This window comes from Pseudomonas putida (genome assembly GCF_022627325.1).
Lineage (GTDB): Bacteria > Pseudomonadota > Gammaproteobacteria > Pseudomonadales > Pseudomonadaceae > Aquipseudomonas > Aquipseudomonas putida_X.
The window spans coordinates 141,762-156,939 of record NZ_JAETZZ010000013.1 but is presented as its reverse complement, the minus strand read 5'-3'; the positions used below and the strand labels follow the sequence as shown (position 1 = coordinate 156,939).

Below are 15,178 nucleotides of genomic sequence, written 5' to 3'. Positions count from 1 at the left end.
TTTTGCCAAATGCTCACTTGGCCTGACCAAAGGTCCGCTGCAAGGCGGCTGTAAACAGCGGCCCCCTGCCCTATAATCGCCGGCAACTTGCTTGTGGAGCCGACCATGCCGAACCTACGCCTTGCCGACCTGACCGCCGAGATCGAAGCCAACGTGCGCCGCGCGCTGCTGGAGGACATCGGCAGCGGCGACATCACCGCGCAGCTGATTCCGGCCGAGCGCCTGGCCAAGGCCACCATCATCACCCGCGAAGATTGCGTGATTGCCGGCACCGCCTGGGTCGATGCCGTGTTCCGTCAACTCGATCCGCGTGTTGCGGTGCACTGGCAGGTGGCCGATGGTGACCGTGCCACGGCCAACCAGGCGCTGTTCCACCTCGAAGGCCCGGCACGTTCACTGCTCAGCGGCGAGCGAAGTGCGCTGAACTTCCTGCAGCTGCTGTCGGGCGTGGCCACGCGGGCCCGTGCGCTCGCCGACCTGGTCGAAGGCACCCAGGTGCAACTGCTCGACACCCGCAAGACCCTGCCCGGCCTGCGCCTGGCGCAAAAATATGCGGTGACCTGCGGCGGCTGCCACAACCACCGCATCGGCCTGTTCGATGCGTTCCTGATCAAGGAAAACCATATTGCCGCCAGCGGCGGTGTGCCCGAAGCAGTAGCGGCAGCCCACCGCATTGCGCCGGGCAAGCCGGTGGAAATCGAGGTGGAAAGCCTGGATGAACTGCGCCAGGCGTTGAGCGCCGGTGCTGACATCATCATGCTCGATGAGCTGAGCCTGGAGGAAATGGGCGAAGCGGTACGCATTACCGCTGGCAAAGCCAAGCTGGAGGCCAGTGGCGGGGTGACTGAAAGCACCCTGCGGGTGATTGCCGAGACTGGGGTGGACTACATCTCCATTGGTGCGATGACCAAGGATGTGAAGGCTGTCGACCTGTCGATGCGCCTGAGCCTCTGAAGTGGGCTGTAGCGGGACTAAAGAAAACACCGGCCAGATGGCGCGGTGTCTTCGGATTTGGGGCCGCTGTGCGGCCCTGAAACGCTAAAAACCGGCAACAGATCAGAACGAGGCGTTGGCCAGGCCGTCCAGGTAACGCTCGACGTCCAGCGCCGCCATGCAGCCGGCACCAGCAGAGGTGATCGCCTGGCGGTAAACGTGGTCAGCCACGTCGCCTGCGGCAAACACACCTTCGACATTGGTGGCGGTCGCGTTGCCTTCACGGCCGCCATTGACCACCAGGTAGCCGTCCTTCAGGGTGAGCTGGCCTTCGAACAGCGAGGTGTTCGGCGTGTGACCGATAGCGATGAACACGCCGTCGACCTTGATTTCGTCGCTGCTGCCATCGTTGTTCTTCAAGCGCGCACCGGTCACGCCCATGTTGTCACCCAGCACTTCATCCAAGGTAGCGTTGAGCTTGAGCTCGATCTTGCCTTCGGCGACGCGGGCGTTGAGCTTGTCGACCAGGATCTTTTCGGCGCGGAACGTTTCGCGGCGGTGCACAAGGGTTACCTTACTGGCGATGTTGGCCAGGTACAACGCCTCTTCCACGGCAGTGTTACCACCGCCAACCACTGCCACCGGCTTGTTGCGATAGAAGAAGCCGTCGCAGGTAGCGCAAGCCGACACACCCTTGCCCATGAAGGTTTCTTCCGACGGCAGGCCCAGGTAGCGCGCGCTGGCACCCGTGGCGATGATCAGCGCGTCGCAAGTGTACTTGCCGCTGTCACCCTGCAGGGTGAAGGGCTTGTTGGCCAGGTCCACGGCGTTGATGTGGTCGAAGACGATCTCGGTCTCGAAACGCTCGGCGTGTTCCTGCATGCGCTGCATCAGCGCCGGGCCGGTCAGGCCATGGGGGTCGCCTGGCCAGTTGTCGACTTCGGTAGTGGTGGTCAGTTGGCCGCCAGCCTGCATGCCGGTGATCAGCAGCGGCTTGAGGTTGGCGCGGGCGGCGTACACCGCCGCACTGTAACCGGCAGGGCCGGAACCGAGGATGATGACGCGCGAATGACGTACTTCAGACATGTCGAACTCCTGTCGAGCGGGCCTCAGGGGCCGGCATCGGTATACCGGCTGCGCCAGCTGGAAATTAAAAAGGACCCACGCAGCACTTGGGGAAGGCTACAACGCGCAGGTCCGAAACCTGAAAGTTGAGCGCACTGTAGCGAGGTGGCAGAGATTAAGGAAATATCCTTCGACAATCCACCTCATAGGCACCCTCTATACGTCAATTTCACCTACGAAAAAGGCCCTGGCGCTTTTGTTACAGGCAGTTTCCCGCACGCTGCCCGCCTTTCGTCGGCGCGGCAAAGCCGGTAAGGTCAGCGCGTTTTCCCTTCTCTGCGGAGCGTCTCGATGCAAGCCCCTGTCCTCTCCGGCCCCCAGTACCTGCGCGAAGGCCTGAAACTGGTGCTCAGCCCCAATCTGCGGTTGTTCGTGCTGCTGCCGTTGGCGATCAACTTGCTGCTGTTCGGCGGCATGATCTACTTCGCCGGCCACCAGTTCGGCCTTTGGCTCGATGCCCTGTTGCCAACCCTGCCCGACTGGCTGAGCTTTCTCAGCTACATCCTCTGGCCGCTTTTCGTCGCCTTGCTGGTGCTGATGGTGTTCTTCACCTTCACCCTGGTGGCCAACATCATCGCCGCGCCTTTCAATGGCTTTCTGGCCGAAAAGGTCGAGGTGGTGGTGCGTGGCGAGGATAACTTCCCAGCCTTCAGCTGGGGCGAACTGGTGGCGATGGTGCCACGCACCTTCGGCCGCGAAATGCGCAAGCTCGGTTACTTTCTGCCACGAGCCATCGCGCTGTTCATCCTCTCGTTCATCCCGGTGGTCAACGTGATCGCCGCGCCGCTGTGGCTGATCTTCGGTGTGTGGATGATGGCCATCCAGTACATCGACTACCCGGCGGACAACAACAAGATGAGCTGGCAGGACATGCTGGCCTGGTTGCGCGAGAAGCGCTGGCAGTCGATGGGCTTCGGTGGCATCACGTACCTGGCGTTGCTTATCCCAGGCGTAAACGTGCTGATGATGCCGGCTGCGGTGGCCGGGGCGACGCTGTTCTGGGTGAGAGAGCGCTAGCGAGACATATGTACTGCTAGCCGCATTACCCGCCGTTGTCTACTGATTATCGGGCCGCACCTTCGCAGCCCGATAATCAGGAGTTGAACACTATGAACGATGATAAAGACTATTTGGACCTGTCTGGCATTCCTGAGCACCTACAAGGCTTCGAGATTCTCAAGCACAAGGCCAACTGGCGGCTGGATGAAGCGTTGCAGGCCCAAGGCATCGATTTTCCGGCCTCCGCGCTGTTCGTCAACAGCGTCAATGACCCAAGTGAGCAGTTGGTGACTCACAGCGCCTCGCTGGTAATCCTGCTGGTCGAGGCTGTGCAAAACAATGAGCATCCGGTCATCAGGGGTGAGACCAGCGGCGTCTTCGGTGTCGCGCATTCGTTCGCTGACGAGCACCGCATCGATGGCAAATACGCCAGTATCGAAACCTTCGCTGCCATTGCCAGTGACGTCTACGAGCAACTGACTGCCTGACCCATGACTGCGTACCCGGCGCCTATCTGCTCCGGGTATTTGGCGTTGTCATGCGGCAACCGTCTCAATGGCTCAGCTGGCTGGAAAACTGCCCCACCGCATCCACCACTTTCTTCGCCCCCTCCTGAATTTCGACGATCACGCCTCCGGTATCCGCCGCCAGCGCAAGCCCCTGTTCGGCCTGGCGCTTGCTGGTATCGATGATGTCCACCGCCGCCTGGGCCAATTGCTCATTCTGCTGCACGACCTTGGCGATCTCTTCAGTAGCGGTACTCGTACGTGAAGCCAACTGGCGCACTTCGTCGGCGACCACCGCAAAGCCACGCCCCTGCTCCCCGGCACGCGCGGCCTCGATGGCGGCGTTGAGCGCCAGCAGGTTGGTCTGGCCGGCAATATCGCTGATGGTCTTGATGATCGCGCCGATCACCTTGGACTGCTTGTCCAACGCCTGGATACCTTCCGCGGCGTCCTGCATCGAGCCCTCCAAGCCGCGCATCACCTCGACGGTCTGGGTCACCACATCGGTAGCCTTGCGCGCGCTGCTGTCGGTTTCGAGCGAGGTGGTGTAGGCGATGTCCGCTGCCTGCGCCACGGCTTGCTCCTGATTGACCTGGTCGGTGATCACGGTGGCGAACTTCACTACCTTGTACAGCACATCATGGGCATCGATGATCGGGTTGTAGGAAGCCTCCAGCCACACGGTACGGCCATGGGCATCGATCCGCTTGAAGCGGTCGGCCACGTACTCACCACGGCGCAGCTTGTCCCAGAACGCCTGATAGCCCGCCGAGTTGGCTTCTTCTGGCTCGCAGAACATGCGGTGATGCTTGCCGCGAACCTGCTCCAGGCTGTAGCCCAGCGTTTGCAGAAAGCGGTCATTGGCAGTCAGCACCAGGCCGTCAAGATTGAATTCGATCACCGCAGTGGAGCGCATCAAGGCCTTGATAAGGCTTTCGTGTTCGCGCGAGGTCTCGATGGTGCGGGTCAGGTCGCTGGAGTGCATGGAGAAATGCCTGATGAGCCCATCACTGCCCTTGACTGGTTGCAGGATCGAGCGCAGCCAGGCCTCTTCGCCGTTGCCACGCAGCAAGCGGAAGGCACCATTGAGGTGTTCGCCGCGGTGGATGGCGCTTTTCATGCGCTGGTAGAAGTCGAGCTTCTTCACATGTTCCGGCACGATTTCTTCGATACTGCGCCCGATCAGTTGCTCGCTACGGTACAGCATCTCTTTCTCGAAGTTGCCGTTGACCAGCTCGATACGCCCTTGGGGGTCGAGCTGTAGCACCAGCATTTCGCTGTCCAGGCTGTTCTTGATCTGCTCGATGGAATGAAGCTCCTCGCGCAGTTGCTGGATTTCTTTTTTGAGCTTGCTGTTGAACATCACCGCTCCCGGAGCGCGTCACCTGATCAGATGCATCTTCATCGGCTGCCTATCAGGGCTCTTGAGTGCTGCTCAAGGAAATATTCATCCCACTGAAACGGCCGGCGATCAGGCGTCACGGGCGCGTCACAAGGCTGTCACATGGGCGCAATGCGGCGAGCGGAAACTTTTTTCATGAACACACCAGCCCTGCGCATCACCCTCGTCAGCGAAACCTTCCCACCCGAAATCAACGGCGTGGCCAATACACTTGGCCAACTTGGCGATGGCCTGCGACAGCGTGGCCACCAGGTCGAGATCGTACGGCCACGCCAGGCCGGCGAATTGCCTGCAGGCGACGATCAGCACCTGTTGCTGTGCCGCGGCTGGGGCCTGCCGGGATACCCGGGGCTGCAATGGGGCGAAGTGTCGATGCACACGCTATTGCGACGCTGGCGCCGGCAGCGCCCGGATGTGCTGTACATTGCCACGCAAGGGCCTCTGGGGCTCAGCGCATTACGGGCGGCCCGGCGCTTGGGCGTCCCGGTGGTCAGCGGTTTCCATACCAATTTCCCGCAGTATTGCGGCCGGTATGGCCTTGGCCTGCTGGCGCGGCTGCTCACTCATTACTTGCGTTGGTTCCACCGACGCACCGCCGCCACCTTGGTACCCAGCGCCAGCCAGACGCTGGAACTGGAGCGGCGTGGCTTCGAACGCCTTGCGTTGATGGCCCGTGGGGTGGACGCCTGCCTGTTCAACCCGACCAGGCGCAGTCAGCCGATGCGTGATACCTGGGGGTTGGGCCCTGAAGACATCGCCGTACTGCACGTTGGGCGCCTGGCGGCAGAAAAGAATCTGGGGCTGCTACGCCCCTGTATGGACGCCCTGAAGAAGACTTATCCACACAAGCGGCTGCGCCTGATCGTGGTCGGTGACGGCCCGCAGCGCGCTGCGCTCGAACAGCAGTTGCGCGATGCCGTGTTCTGTGGCGCCCAGCGAGGTGAGTCACTGGCCGAGCACTATGCCAGCGGCGACCTGTTTCTGTTCCCCAGCCTGACCGAGACTTTTGGCAATGTAGTGCTCGAAGCCATGGCCTCGGGGCTGGCGGTGGTGGCCTATGATGAAGCCGCCGCCGCCCAGCATATCCGCCAGGGGCACAGTGGCGCCCTGGCCATGCCCGGTGATCAGGTGGCGTTCATCGATGCCGCCTGCTGGCTGCTCGAAGAAAGCGAAACCCTGCGCCGGGTGCGTCTGAATGCCCGCCAGCACGCCAGCCGCCAAGGCTGGCCGGCGATCGTCGAGCAATTCGAGACGCACCTGTACAACGCTTGCCTGCTAGCGCGCGCGGGTAGCGAGCCCGCAGGCACCGCCCTGGCGGTCAAGCCAGGGTCGCCAGCGCCTCGCGGCTGAACGGCAGCACCTGTGCTTCGCGGCCTTCGCGAACCTTCTGCGCCCATTCGGCATCCACCAGCAAAGCCCGGCCTACGGCCACCAGGTCAAATTCCTCATCACCCAGGCGGCGCAGCAAACCTTCGAGGCTGGCAGGCTTGGCCACCTTGTCGGTATCGACCATGAACTGCAGGAACTCGCCGTCGAGCCCGACGCTACCCACGGTAATGGTCGGTTTGCCAGTCAGCTTGCGCGTCCAACCGGCGAGGTTCAGCTCGGAACCTTCGAACTCCGGTTCCCAGAACCGTCGCGTCGAACAATGAAAGATATCCACACCCGCATCGGACAGGGGCTTGAGGAAAGCGGCCAGTGCCTCAGGTGTTTCAACCAGGCGGGCGTTGTAATCCTGCTGCTTCCATTGCGAGAAGCGGAAGATGATCGGGAAGTCAGGGCCCACGGCCGCCCGCACGGCCTGGATCAGCTCAATGGCAAAGCGCGAGCGGCCGGCCAGGTCGCCGCCGTACTCATCCTCGCGGCGGTTGCTGGCTGCCCAGAAGAACTGGTCGATCAGATAGCCGTGGGCGCCATGGATTTCCACGCCGTCCATGCCGATGGCCTGGGCATCGCGTGCTGCAGTGGCGAACGCGGCAATCACCTCACGGATATCATCGTGTGTCATGCCATGCACCAGCACCTGGCCATCCTTGGCCTTTTCGCTTGGCCCATAGCCCGGCACTTCCGGGTCCGGCTCGGTGCCCAGGCGGCGAACCGCACCCACATGCCACAACTGCGGCACGATACGCCCACCTTCGGCATGGACAGCATCGACTACGCGCGCCCAACCGGCCAAGGCATCTTCCCCATGAAAACGCGGGACATGGGCATAACCGTTGGCAGCCTTGTGTTCGACCGTGGTGCCCTCAGTGATGATCAGGCCCACGCCTGCGGCGGCGCGGCGGCGGTAGTACTCGATCACACCGTCGTGCGGTACGCCGCCTGGGCAGAAGGTACGGGTCATCGGCGCCATCACGACACGGGTCGGCAACTGGAGCGCGCCGAGGGTGAATGGCTGGAACAGGGGGTGGGTGGACATTGGGCGCTTCCGTCTGGGTGAGGAAATACGCCTGAGGTTAGGGCCAGTGGAAGGGATGGCCCAGCATTATTGATCGGGGTGATTCAGCGGTATCGCTGGGGGCGCGAAGCGGCCCCAGCGATCGTCAGCCCAACGCTTTCTCGATGGCTTGCACCACGCTTGGATCATCCGGCGCCGTACGCGGTGCGAAACGCGCCAACACCCGCCCGTCCTTGCCCACCAGAAACTTTTCGAAGTTCCAGCTGATATCGCCAGGAAACTCGGCGCCCTCACCCGCCAGCAGGCGGTACAGCGAATGACGCTGCGGCCCGTTGACCTCGAGCTTGGCCCCCAACGGGAAGCTCACGCCATAGTTGAGGCTGCAGAACTCCTGGATTTCCTTCTCGCTGCCCGGCTCCTGGCCCGCGAACTGGTTACAGGGCAAGCCAAGCACGTTGAAGCCCTTACCCTTGAACTGCTGCTGCAGCTTTTCCAGCGAAGCGTATTGCGGCGTCAGGCCACACTTGGAGGCGACATTGACCACCAGCACTACCTGGCCCTTGAACGGTGCCAAAGGCAGGTCCTGGCCGTTAAGCGCCTTTAACGTCAGGTCGTGAAATGCACTCATGATGAATCCCCTCTCAGGTTCCCGGTTGCCGCTGGGGCGAACAGCGCCCACTAAAAAGGCGCTCATCCAAGCCGTGCACCTCGCGGGGAGGTATGTCGGCTTGTCCGAGCGCCTGGCGACTTTCTGAGCTTAGCGCAGAAAATCAGTGGTGATGGCCACCTTCACCGTGGACGTGACGGTGAGCGATTTCTTCTTCGCTGGCATCACGCACGTTGACGACCTTGACCTGGAAGTTCAGACGCTGGCCGGCCAGCGGGTGGTTGCCGTCGACAGTCACGTCGTCGCCGTCCACGTCACGGATGGTGACGATCTGCATCTGGCCATCCGGTGCCGAGGCATGGAACTGCATGCCCACTTCCACTTGGTCGACACCTTCGAACATGCTGCGGTTCAGGGTGCTGACCAGTTCGGCCAGGTATTCGCCGTAAGCCTCTTCAGGCTCGACGCTGACGTTCAGTTCATCGCCAGCCTGTTTGCCTTCCAGGGCTTTTTCCAGGCCCGGGATGATGTTGGCGTGGCCGTGCAGGTAGACCAGCGGCGCGCCACCGGCGGAGCTGTCGATGGTCTCCCCGGCGTCGTTGGTCAGGGTATAGTCGATGGAGACTGCCTTGTTGGCGGCGATCAGCATGGGGCAAGACCTTTTGCAAAAGAATGTAGAGCGCACAAGTGTAACCAACGCATCGCCCGATTGCGAACGCAGCGCGGCGGCTGGGAGATCCATCAGTCGGATCATGGGCTTTCACCAGGACCACGAAGGCCACTGGGTGGTCGAGCTGTCCTGCGGCCACACCCAGCACCTGCGCCATCAGCCGCCGTGGCAGGCACGCCCGTGGGTGCTCGACCCCCAGCAGCGTGCACTGCGCATTGGCCAGGCTTTCGCCTGTGGCTGGTGTGCACAAGAGGCCGATAGCGATACCCTTGGCCGTTGATTCCTTGCAACGCTTATTCCGAGAAGCACGCATGCAGACATTTTTCATTGCGCCGACCGACTTCGGTGTCGGCCTGACATCCATCAGCCTCGGCCTGGTGCGCACGTTGGAACGCGCCGGGCTCAAGGTCGGTTTTTTCAAGCCGATCGCCCAGCCCCACCCTGGGGATACCGGCCCGGAACGCTCCAGCGAACTGGTCGCACGCACCCACGGTATCAAGCCGCCAATGCCGCTGAGCCTCGCTCAGGTCGAGCGTATGCTCGGCGATGGCCAGCTCGACGAACTGCTCGAAGAAATCATCCGCCTCTACCAGCAGGCTTGCGTGGGCAACGACGTGGTGGTGGTCGAAGGCATGGTGCCGACCCGCCACGCCAGCTACGCAGCACGGGTCAACCTGCACCTTGCCAAGAGCCTGGATGCCGAAGTGATCCTGGTGTCGGCGCCAGAAAACGAAGTGCTCAGCGAACTGTCCGGGCGGGTCGAGTTGCAGGCCCAACTGTTCGGTGGCCCGCGCGACCCGAAAGTGCTCGGGGTGATCCTCAACAAGGTCCGCACCGACGAAAGCATGGCCGAGTTCGCCGCACGCCTGCGCGAGCACTCGCCGCTGCTGCGCGGCAACGATTTCAGGCTGCTCGGCTGCATCCCCTACCAACCCGAACTCAACGCCCCGCGCACCCGTGATGTGGCCGACCTGCTTGGCGCCCAGGTGATCAATGCCGGTGACTACGAGCAACGGCGCATGAACAAGATCATCATCTGTGCACGCACCGTGGCCAATACCGTGCCGTTGCTTACGCCAGGCACCCTGGTGGTGACCCCGGGCGACCGCGACGACATCATTCTGGCGGTGAGCCTGGCCGCGATCAACGGCGTGCCCCTGGCCGGCCTGCTGCTGACCAGCGACAGCAAGCCCGATGCACGCATCCTCGGCCTGTGCCGCGGCGCCCTGCAGGCTGGCTTGCCGATCCTCTCGGTCAGCACCGGTTCGTACGACACGGCCAACCAGCTCAACTCGCTCAACCGCGAGATCCCGGTGGACGACCGTGAGCGCGCCGAGTTCATCACCGATTTCGTCGCCAGCCACCTCGACGCTGCCTGGCTGCACCAGCGCTGTGGTACTCCACGTGAGCTGCGCCTGTCACCTGCAGTGTTCCGCTACCAGCTGATACAGCGGGCGCAGCAGGCCAACAAACGTATTGTCCTGCCCGAAGGCGCCGAACCATTGCTGGTACAGGCCGCTGCGATCTGCCAGGCGCGGGGCATCGCCCGCTGCGTGCTGCTGGCCAAGCCCGAGGACGTCGAAGCGGTGGCCCGTGCGCAGGGGATTACACTGCCCGCGGACCTGGAAATCCTTGACCCTGAGTTGATTCGCGGACGCTATGTCGAGCCGATGGTCGACCTGCGCAAAAGCAAGAACCTCAATGCGCCGATGGCTGAGCAACAGCTGGAAGACCCGGTGGTGATCGGCACCATGATGCTTGCGCTGGACGAGGTCGACGGCCTGGTGTCCGGCCTGGTGCATTCCACCGCCAACACCATCCGCCCTGCCCTGCAGCTGATCAAGACCGCACCCGGGGCCAGCCTGGTGTCTTCGGTCTTTTTCATGCTGTTCCCCGAGCAGGTACTGGTGTACGGCGACTGCGTGATGAACCCGCACCCCAGCGCCGGCGAGCTGGCTGAAATCGCGCGGCAGAGCGCTGAATCGGCGCAAGCCTTCGGCATTGCGCCACGGGTGGCGATGATCAGCTATTCAAGTGACTCGGCGAGCGACGAAGAAGTCGAGAAGGTGCGCGAAGCAACGCGCCTGGCACAAGAGGCCGAGCGGGGCCTTGTGATCGACGGCCCGCTGCAGTACGACGCTGCTGCTAACCCGACCATCGCCCGCCAGTTGGCGCCAAACAGCCAAGTGGCAGGGCGCGCCACCGTGTTCGTGTTCCCAGACCTGAACACTGGTAACACCACCCACAAGGCGGTGCAACGCAGTACCGATGGCGTTAGCCTGGGGCCAATGCTGCAAGGGCTGCGCAAACCGGTGAACGACCTGCCGCGGGGCGCTCAGGTGGACGATATCGTGCACACGATCGCGCTGACAGCCATTCAGGCCAGCGTGGTGCGTTGAAACCGGGGGCTGCTTTGCAGCCCAATCGTCGGCAAGCCGGCTCACACAAGTCCCAGTGGGAGCCGGCTTGCCGGCGATTGGGCCGCACAGCGGCCCTGCTGGTTCAAGGGTACTGCTGCACCTGCCCCTGCTGATCGTACTGTTGGCCAGGGATAGGCTTGAGGTTGACCTCGACGCGGCGGTTCTGCGCACGGCCATTGGCATCGGCGTTGCTCGCGATCGGCTGGTCCGGGCCCATGCCACGCACCGACACGCGCGATGCGTCCACGCCTTGCGAGGTCAGGTAGGTGCTCACTGCCTGGGCTCGGCGCTGCGACAGGTCCATGTTGTGCTGGCGGCTGCCGGTGCTGTCAGTGAAACCAACCACTTCGATGGTGTTCTGGTTGAACTGCTTGAACGAGGTGGCCAGGTTGTTCAGCGGGGAGTAGAAGCTTGGTGCGATGTTCGCCGAATCGGTGGCGAACGTGATGTTGCCCGGCATGATCAGCTTGATCTGATCGCCCTGGCGCTGCACTTCGACGCCGGTGTTGGCCATCTGCGCACGCAGTTCGGCTTCTTGCTTGTCAGCGTAGTAACCGTAACCCGCAGCGGCAGCACCTACCGCAGCGGCGCCAATCAGCGCGCCCTTGCCACGGTTGTCATGGTCGATGGCGGCACCGGCGATGGCGCCGGCCAGCGCGCCCAGGCCGCCGTACTTGGCGGTCTTGCTCATCCCGGTCGAACCACCTTGCGCCTGACCTTGGCTGTCGTAGGGGTTCTGGCCGGCACAGCCGGTCATCAGGGCTGCAGCGGTTGCGACGATAATCAGGCGACGCATGGTGAACATGGACAAGCTCCTACAATAATTCGTGTGTGCGGCACATCATGAATGCATCTATGCCAGCCTTGGATCGCGCTTAGACAAAAAAATTCCATGACGAACTGTTCATGCTGGCTCAGGCCCGCACGAACGGGTTCTCACGCATCTCGTCACCCAGCCGGGTATCAGGGCCGTGGCCGGTGACCACGATCGCATCTTCATCCAGGCGATACAGCCGCTCCTTGATCGAGCGAACGATAGCCCGCTGATCGCCGCCCCACAAATCGGTACGGCCGATGCCACGCCGGAACAGGGTGTCCCCGGCCACCAACAGCTTGGCGTCAGCGAACCAGAAACTCATCGAGCCCGGCGTATGCCCGGGCGTGTGCAACGCCACGCCACAGCCGCAGGCCAGCGCTTCATCGTCACCCAGCCAGCGGTCTGGCGAGGGCACCGGGGTATAAGGGACACCGAACATCTGGCACTGCATCTCCAGGTTATCCCACAGCACTTGGTCGTCCTTGTGCAGGTGCAAGGTGGCACCAGTCAGCTCCTTGAGCTTGCCCGAGGCGAGGAAATGATCGAAGTGCGCATGGGTGTGGATGATGCTCACCAGGGTCAGGCCGTGGGCCTGCAGGCGGGCGAGGATCTTCTCCGGGTCACCGCCGGGGTCGACGACGATGGCCTTTTTGGTCAGCGGATCGCCGATCAGGGTGCAATTGCACTGCAAAGGCCCGACGGGGAAGGTTTCGCGGATGAGGGTGGTTGGGGCAGTGTTCATGGGGGCTCCTGACGACTGCCTGGATGTTATCGTTGCCCGCCCCAGGGAGGCAATTATGCGGTGTTGTCGAGGATCGAACGCCTGCCTGGAAATCTTCAGGGCCTGTGAAATCGCGCCTAAGGCAGATACAACCTGAACAAGCCTCCGCCAAGCGCGCCACCATTGGCGATCTCGATCCGCCCCCGCACGCCATCGCGCTCATGCAGCGCAGCGATGCGCGCGGCGAAATAAAGGCCTAGCCCGGTGCTGCCGCTCTGAGCATCGATGCCCTGTACATAATCCTGCTGCCGCTCAAGCATGCGGGCCGGGTAGCCAGGGCCGTCATCGTTGACGCTGATCACCAATTGCTCGTTTTCCTCCGCAATGCTGATCAATAGCGCATGGCCGGCATAGCGGGTGGCATTGGTGATCACATTGGCAATCACCGAAGCGACCAGTTCCCGGTCGAAGAAACCCAGCGGATTTTCGCTGTCGATGCGCCAGGTGGCGAGGATATCGTTGTGCTCCAGCACTTGCTGATGAGCCGCCAGCTGCGCTTCGATGAAGTCGTCCAGCTCGTGATAGTCCGGGCACACCGGCAGCTGGTTCACGCCCAGTTTGTACAAGCCCAGCATTTGTACCAGCATGCCATTGAGGTGGCGGAATTCGTGCTCGATCACGCCCTGCTCGGTTCCCCCGCGCAGCGCCTCGGGCAGGCGCGCCAGCCACTGGTCGTGGGACTGGATCAGCGCAGACAACGAGTTTTTCAGGTCGTGCACGGTGGAGGCGATCACCGTGGAAAAATCCAGCCCCTGATTGTCCTGGCTCATGCGCCGAACACCTTGATGTGCAGTTTGCGGTAACGGTCATACCGGCTGTCGCTGGCAGGGATACCCGCGACGCTGGTCAGGCAATTGCGACACTCCTGCATGATTGCCGGCGGTGTGGCTTCGCCACCGATGCGCAACAGCGCCTGGGCAGTGTTCAGGGCGATGCTGATGTTCTTCGGTTGCAATGACAGGGCCTTGCGGAACATCTGCAGGGCTTCATTGAGCTGCCCGGCCTGATAGCTGCGCACACCCTGGCGGTTGAGGTCCACCGCTTCGGTAACCGCCCCGAGTACAGTGGGGTCATCCGTCAGCTTGGCCACACTCTGCATGACCTTGGGATCATCGCCGTAGGTTTCCACACAGCCCTTGAGGATCGTACCGCCGGCGTCTTCCTGGCCCAGGGCCTGCAGCTGTTTGGCCACGGTCAGGGCGGCTTCGACCGAGAAGAACTGGTCCATCTTGTCCAGCCGCTGCAGGGCCTGCTCGGTCAGCTTGGCGGCGGTCTCTGCATCACCGGCCTGCTGCAGGCTGGCAGCCTTCATCAAGCGCGCACGCACTTGCAGGCCCTGATCCTCGACGTTGTCCTTGGCCACCTCGCTGAGCACGGTGTTGATCTCGACCCGGGTACGTGCATCCAGGCCGAAGCCGGCGTTCTTGTTCATCAATGCCTGCACCAGCCCAAGGTTGCTTTCTGCATCCTTGTAGCGCGAGCTCTGGCCTTGGTTCACCGCGTGGCGAAACGCCTTCGAGGCGCTTTCGAAGTCTTCGTTGTCCAGCGCCAGTTTGCCCAGCGCCGCCTGGCGGCGTACTGCCAGGGGCGACAGGCGCACGGCCTCTTCAAGCATGTTCTGCGCGCGCTTGGTCTCGCCTTGGGCCACCAGAACATCCGCCATGCCGTCGTAAAGCCCGGGCATGATCGGGAAGGCCTTGAGCGCCTGCTCATAAACGCCCTGGGCCTGGGCATGCTGGCCACGCTTGTGCATCAGGCTGCCCAATGCCGCATACACCCATGGCTGCGGACGGCTGGCGAGAATGCCCTTGAGGAACTTTTCCAGCTCGTCGAAGCGGTTCAGATCGCGTAAAGCATCAGCCCGGTAACGCAGGCACAGGGGCGCGAAACGCGGGTCCTTCTTGCACAACTCGGCGCACGCTGCCAGCACTTCGGCCGGGCGGCCACGGTCCAGTGCCTGCAGGATCGGCTTGAGCAAGGTCTTGCGCTGCGTCAGCTTGTCCAGGCGCTGAGCCAGGCCTACCCGGTTGAACGGTTTGGTCAGGTAGGCATCGGGCTCGTGCTCCAGGGCGCTGAGCACGATGGCCTGGCTACTCTCGGCGGTCACCATGATGAACACGCACTCATGGCTGATCAGCTTGTCGAGGATCATGTCCTCCAGCACTTGCTGGCCGTTCTTCTTGCCATCCCCAAGGTGGAAATCCTGAAGAATGTAGTCATAGCGCTTTTGCCCGCACATACGCAGGGCCTGCTCACCGCTGTCGGCAGTGTCGACGTCACGCACGCCCAGCTCGCGCAGCATGGAGCGCGTCGACGTGCGAAAGTCGGTGAAGTCATCGACGATCAGAAAGCTCTTTTGCCCGTACTGCAGCATCAACACGACCTGTATTGGATGATGGGAGGGTGGCGTGCGGCGATGCATACCGCCGAAACGTGTATCGGCAGGCAGGCGCAAAAGATGAGGGCAGGCCGTGCAGCAGCCAGAGGCTGGCCTGGGCGGTCGTTTATCCAGCCAGG

Annotated in this window: 14 protein-coding genes and 2 pseudogenes; 6 read left to right on the top strand and 10 right to left on the bottom strand. The window is 62.5% G+C overall.

The features are described from left to right. The first annotated feature begins 105 nt into the window (after positions 1-105). Positions 106-954 carry a carboxylating nicotinate-nucleotide diphosphorylase gene (nadC, locus tag JNA92_RS20500; protein ID WP_241806361.1) on the top strand — a complete coding sequence of 283 codons (849 nt, stop codon included), beginning with the start codon at positions 106-108 and terminating at the stop codon, positions 952-954. Between the two features lie 102 nt (positions 955-1,056). Here nadC and trxB read toward each other — a convergent pair whose 3' ends face one another. Then, positions 1,057-2,019 (bottom strand): thioredoxin-disulfide reductase, encoded by a 963-nt coding sequence (trxB, locus tag JNA92_RS20495; RefSeq protein WP_003247318.1) that lies wholly within the window; start codon positions 2,017-2,019, stop codon positions 1,057-1,059. Between the two features lie 330 nt (positions 2,020-2,349). Here trxB and cysZ point away from each other — a divergent pair, with 330 nt between their 5' ends. Both cysZ and JNA92_RS20485 read left to right on the top strand, forming a co-directional pair. After that, a complete protein-coding gene (cysZ, locus tag JNA92_RS20490) occupies positions 2,350-3,075 on the top strand; it encodes a sulfate transporter CysZ (protein WP_241806360.1) in 726 nt (241 codons plus the stop codon). 92 nt (positions 3,076-3,167) lie between these two features. Next, entirely contained in the window at positions 3,168-3,545 is a 378-nt protein-coding gene (locus JNA92_RS20485; RefSeq protein ID WP_241806359.1) for a hypothetical protein, read from the top strand. Between the two features lie 64 nt (positions 3,546-3,609). Here the strand turns inward: JNA92_RS20485 and JNA92_RS26180 are convergent. Both JNA92_RS26180 and JNA92_RS26175 read right to left on the bottom strand, forming a co-directional pair. Further along, positions 3,610-4,032: pseudogene (locus JNA92_RS26180) on the bottom strand (methyl-accepting chemotaxis protein); the annotation flags it as partial. A gap of 165 nt (positions 4,033-4,197) precedes the next feature. Next, positions 4,198-4,836 (bottom strand): annotated as a pseudogene (locus tag JNA92_RS26175) (PAS domain-containing protein); the annotation flags it as partial. Between the two features lie 264 nt (positions 4,837-5,100). Here JNA92_RS26175 and JNA92_RS20470 point away from each other — a divergent pair. Continuing rightward, positions 5,101-6,315, top strand: coding sequence for a glycosyltransferase family 4 protein (locus JNA92_RS20470; protein ID WP_241806358.1), 1,215 nt, complete (start codon positions 5,101-5,103; stop codon positions 6,313-6,315). Here JNA92_RS20470 and JNA92_RS20465 read toward each other — a convergent pair. The 3 genes from JNA92_RS20465 to JNA92_RS20455 form a co-directional block, all read right to left on the bottom strand. Next, on the bottom strand, positions 6,284-7,387 hold the full coding sequence (locus JNA92_RS20465; RefSeq protein ID WP_241806357.1) for an NADH:flavin oxidoreductase: 1,104 nt from the start codon (positions 7,385-7,387) through the stop codon (positions 6,284-6,286). The two genes, JNA92_RS20470 and JNA92_RS20465, sit on opposite strands and share 32 nt — an antisense overlap. A 124-nt stretch (positions 7,388-7,511) precedes the next feature. Then, the gene (locus JNA92_RS20460; protein WP_241806356.1) at positions 7,512-7,994 is read right to left on the bottom strand and encodes a glutathione peroxidase; all 483 of its coding nucleotides are present in this window, start codon (positions 7,992-7,994) and stop codon (positions 7,512-7,514) included. Between the two features lie 142 nt (positions 7,995-8,136). After that, the gene (locus tag JNA92_RS20455; protein ID WP_241806355.1) at positions 8,137-8,622 is read right to left on the bottom strand and encodes an FKBP-type peptidyl-prolyl cis-trans isomerase; all 486 of its coding nucleotides are present in this window, start codon (positions 8,620-8,622) and stop codon (positions 8,137-8,139) included. On the opposite strand from JNA92_RS20455, the gene JNA92_RS20450 reads away from it, so the two are divergent. Both JNA92_RS20450 and pta read left to right on the top strand, forming a co-directional pair. Beyond that, positions 8,621-8,923, top strand: a complete 303-nt coding sequence (locus JNA92_RS20450; RefSeq protein ID WP_241806354.1) for a DUF3565 domain-containing protein — start codon at positions 8,621-8,623, stop codon at positions 8,921-8,923. The genes JNA92_RS20455 and JNA92_RS20450 overlap by 2 nt on opposite strands. Before the next feature lie 31 nt (positions 8,924-8,954). After that, entirely contained in the window at positions 8,955-11,042 is a 2,088-nt protein-coding gene (gene pta, locus JNA92_RS20445) for a phosphate acetyltransferase (RefSeq protein WP_241806353.1), read from the top strand. A gap of 103 nt (positions 11,043-11,145) precedes the next feature. Here the strand turns inward: pta and JNA92_RS20440 are convergent, their stop codons facing one another. The 4 genes from JNA92_RS20440 to JNA92_RS20425 all read right to left on the bottom strand — a co-directional run bounded on the left by JNA92_RS20440 (position 11,146) and on the right by JNA92_RS20425 (position 15,035). Beyond that, positions 11,146-11,868, bottom strand: coding sequence for an OmpA family protein (locus tag JNA92_RS20440; protein ID WP_241806352.1), 723 nt, complete (start codon positions 11,866-11,868; stop codon positions 11,146-11,148). 109 nt (positions 11,869-11,977) lie between these two features. Next, the gene (locus JNA92_RS20435; protein WP_241806351.1) at positions 11,978-12,622 is read right to left on the bottom strand and encodes an MBL fold metallo-hydrolase; all 645 of its coding nucleotides are present in this window, start codon (positions 12,620-12,622) and stop codon (positions 11,978-11,980) included. 116 nt (positions 12,623-12,738) lie between these two features. Beyond that, positions 12,739-13,431: a sensor histidine kinase gene (locus tag JNA92_RS20430; RefSeq protein WP_241806350.1), complete on the bottom strand. Its 693-nt coding sequence runs from the start codon at positions 13,429-13,431 to the stop codon at positions 12,739-12,741. Beyond that, entirely contained in the window at positions 13,428-15,035 is a 1,608-nt protein-coding gene (locus JNA92_RS20425; protein ID WP_241806349.1) for a tetratricopeptide repeat-containing response regulator, read from the bottom strand. Before JNA92_RS20425 ends, JNA92_RS20430 begins: the two co-directional genes overlap by 4 nt. Positions 15,036-15,178 lie beyond the last annotated feature (143 nt).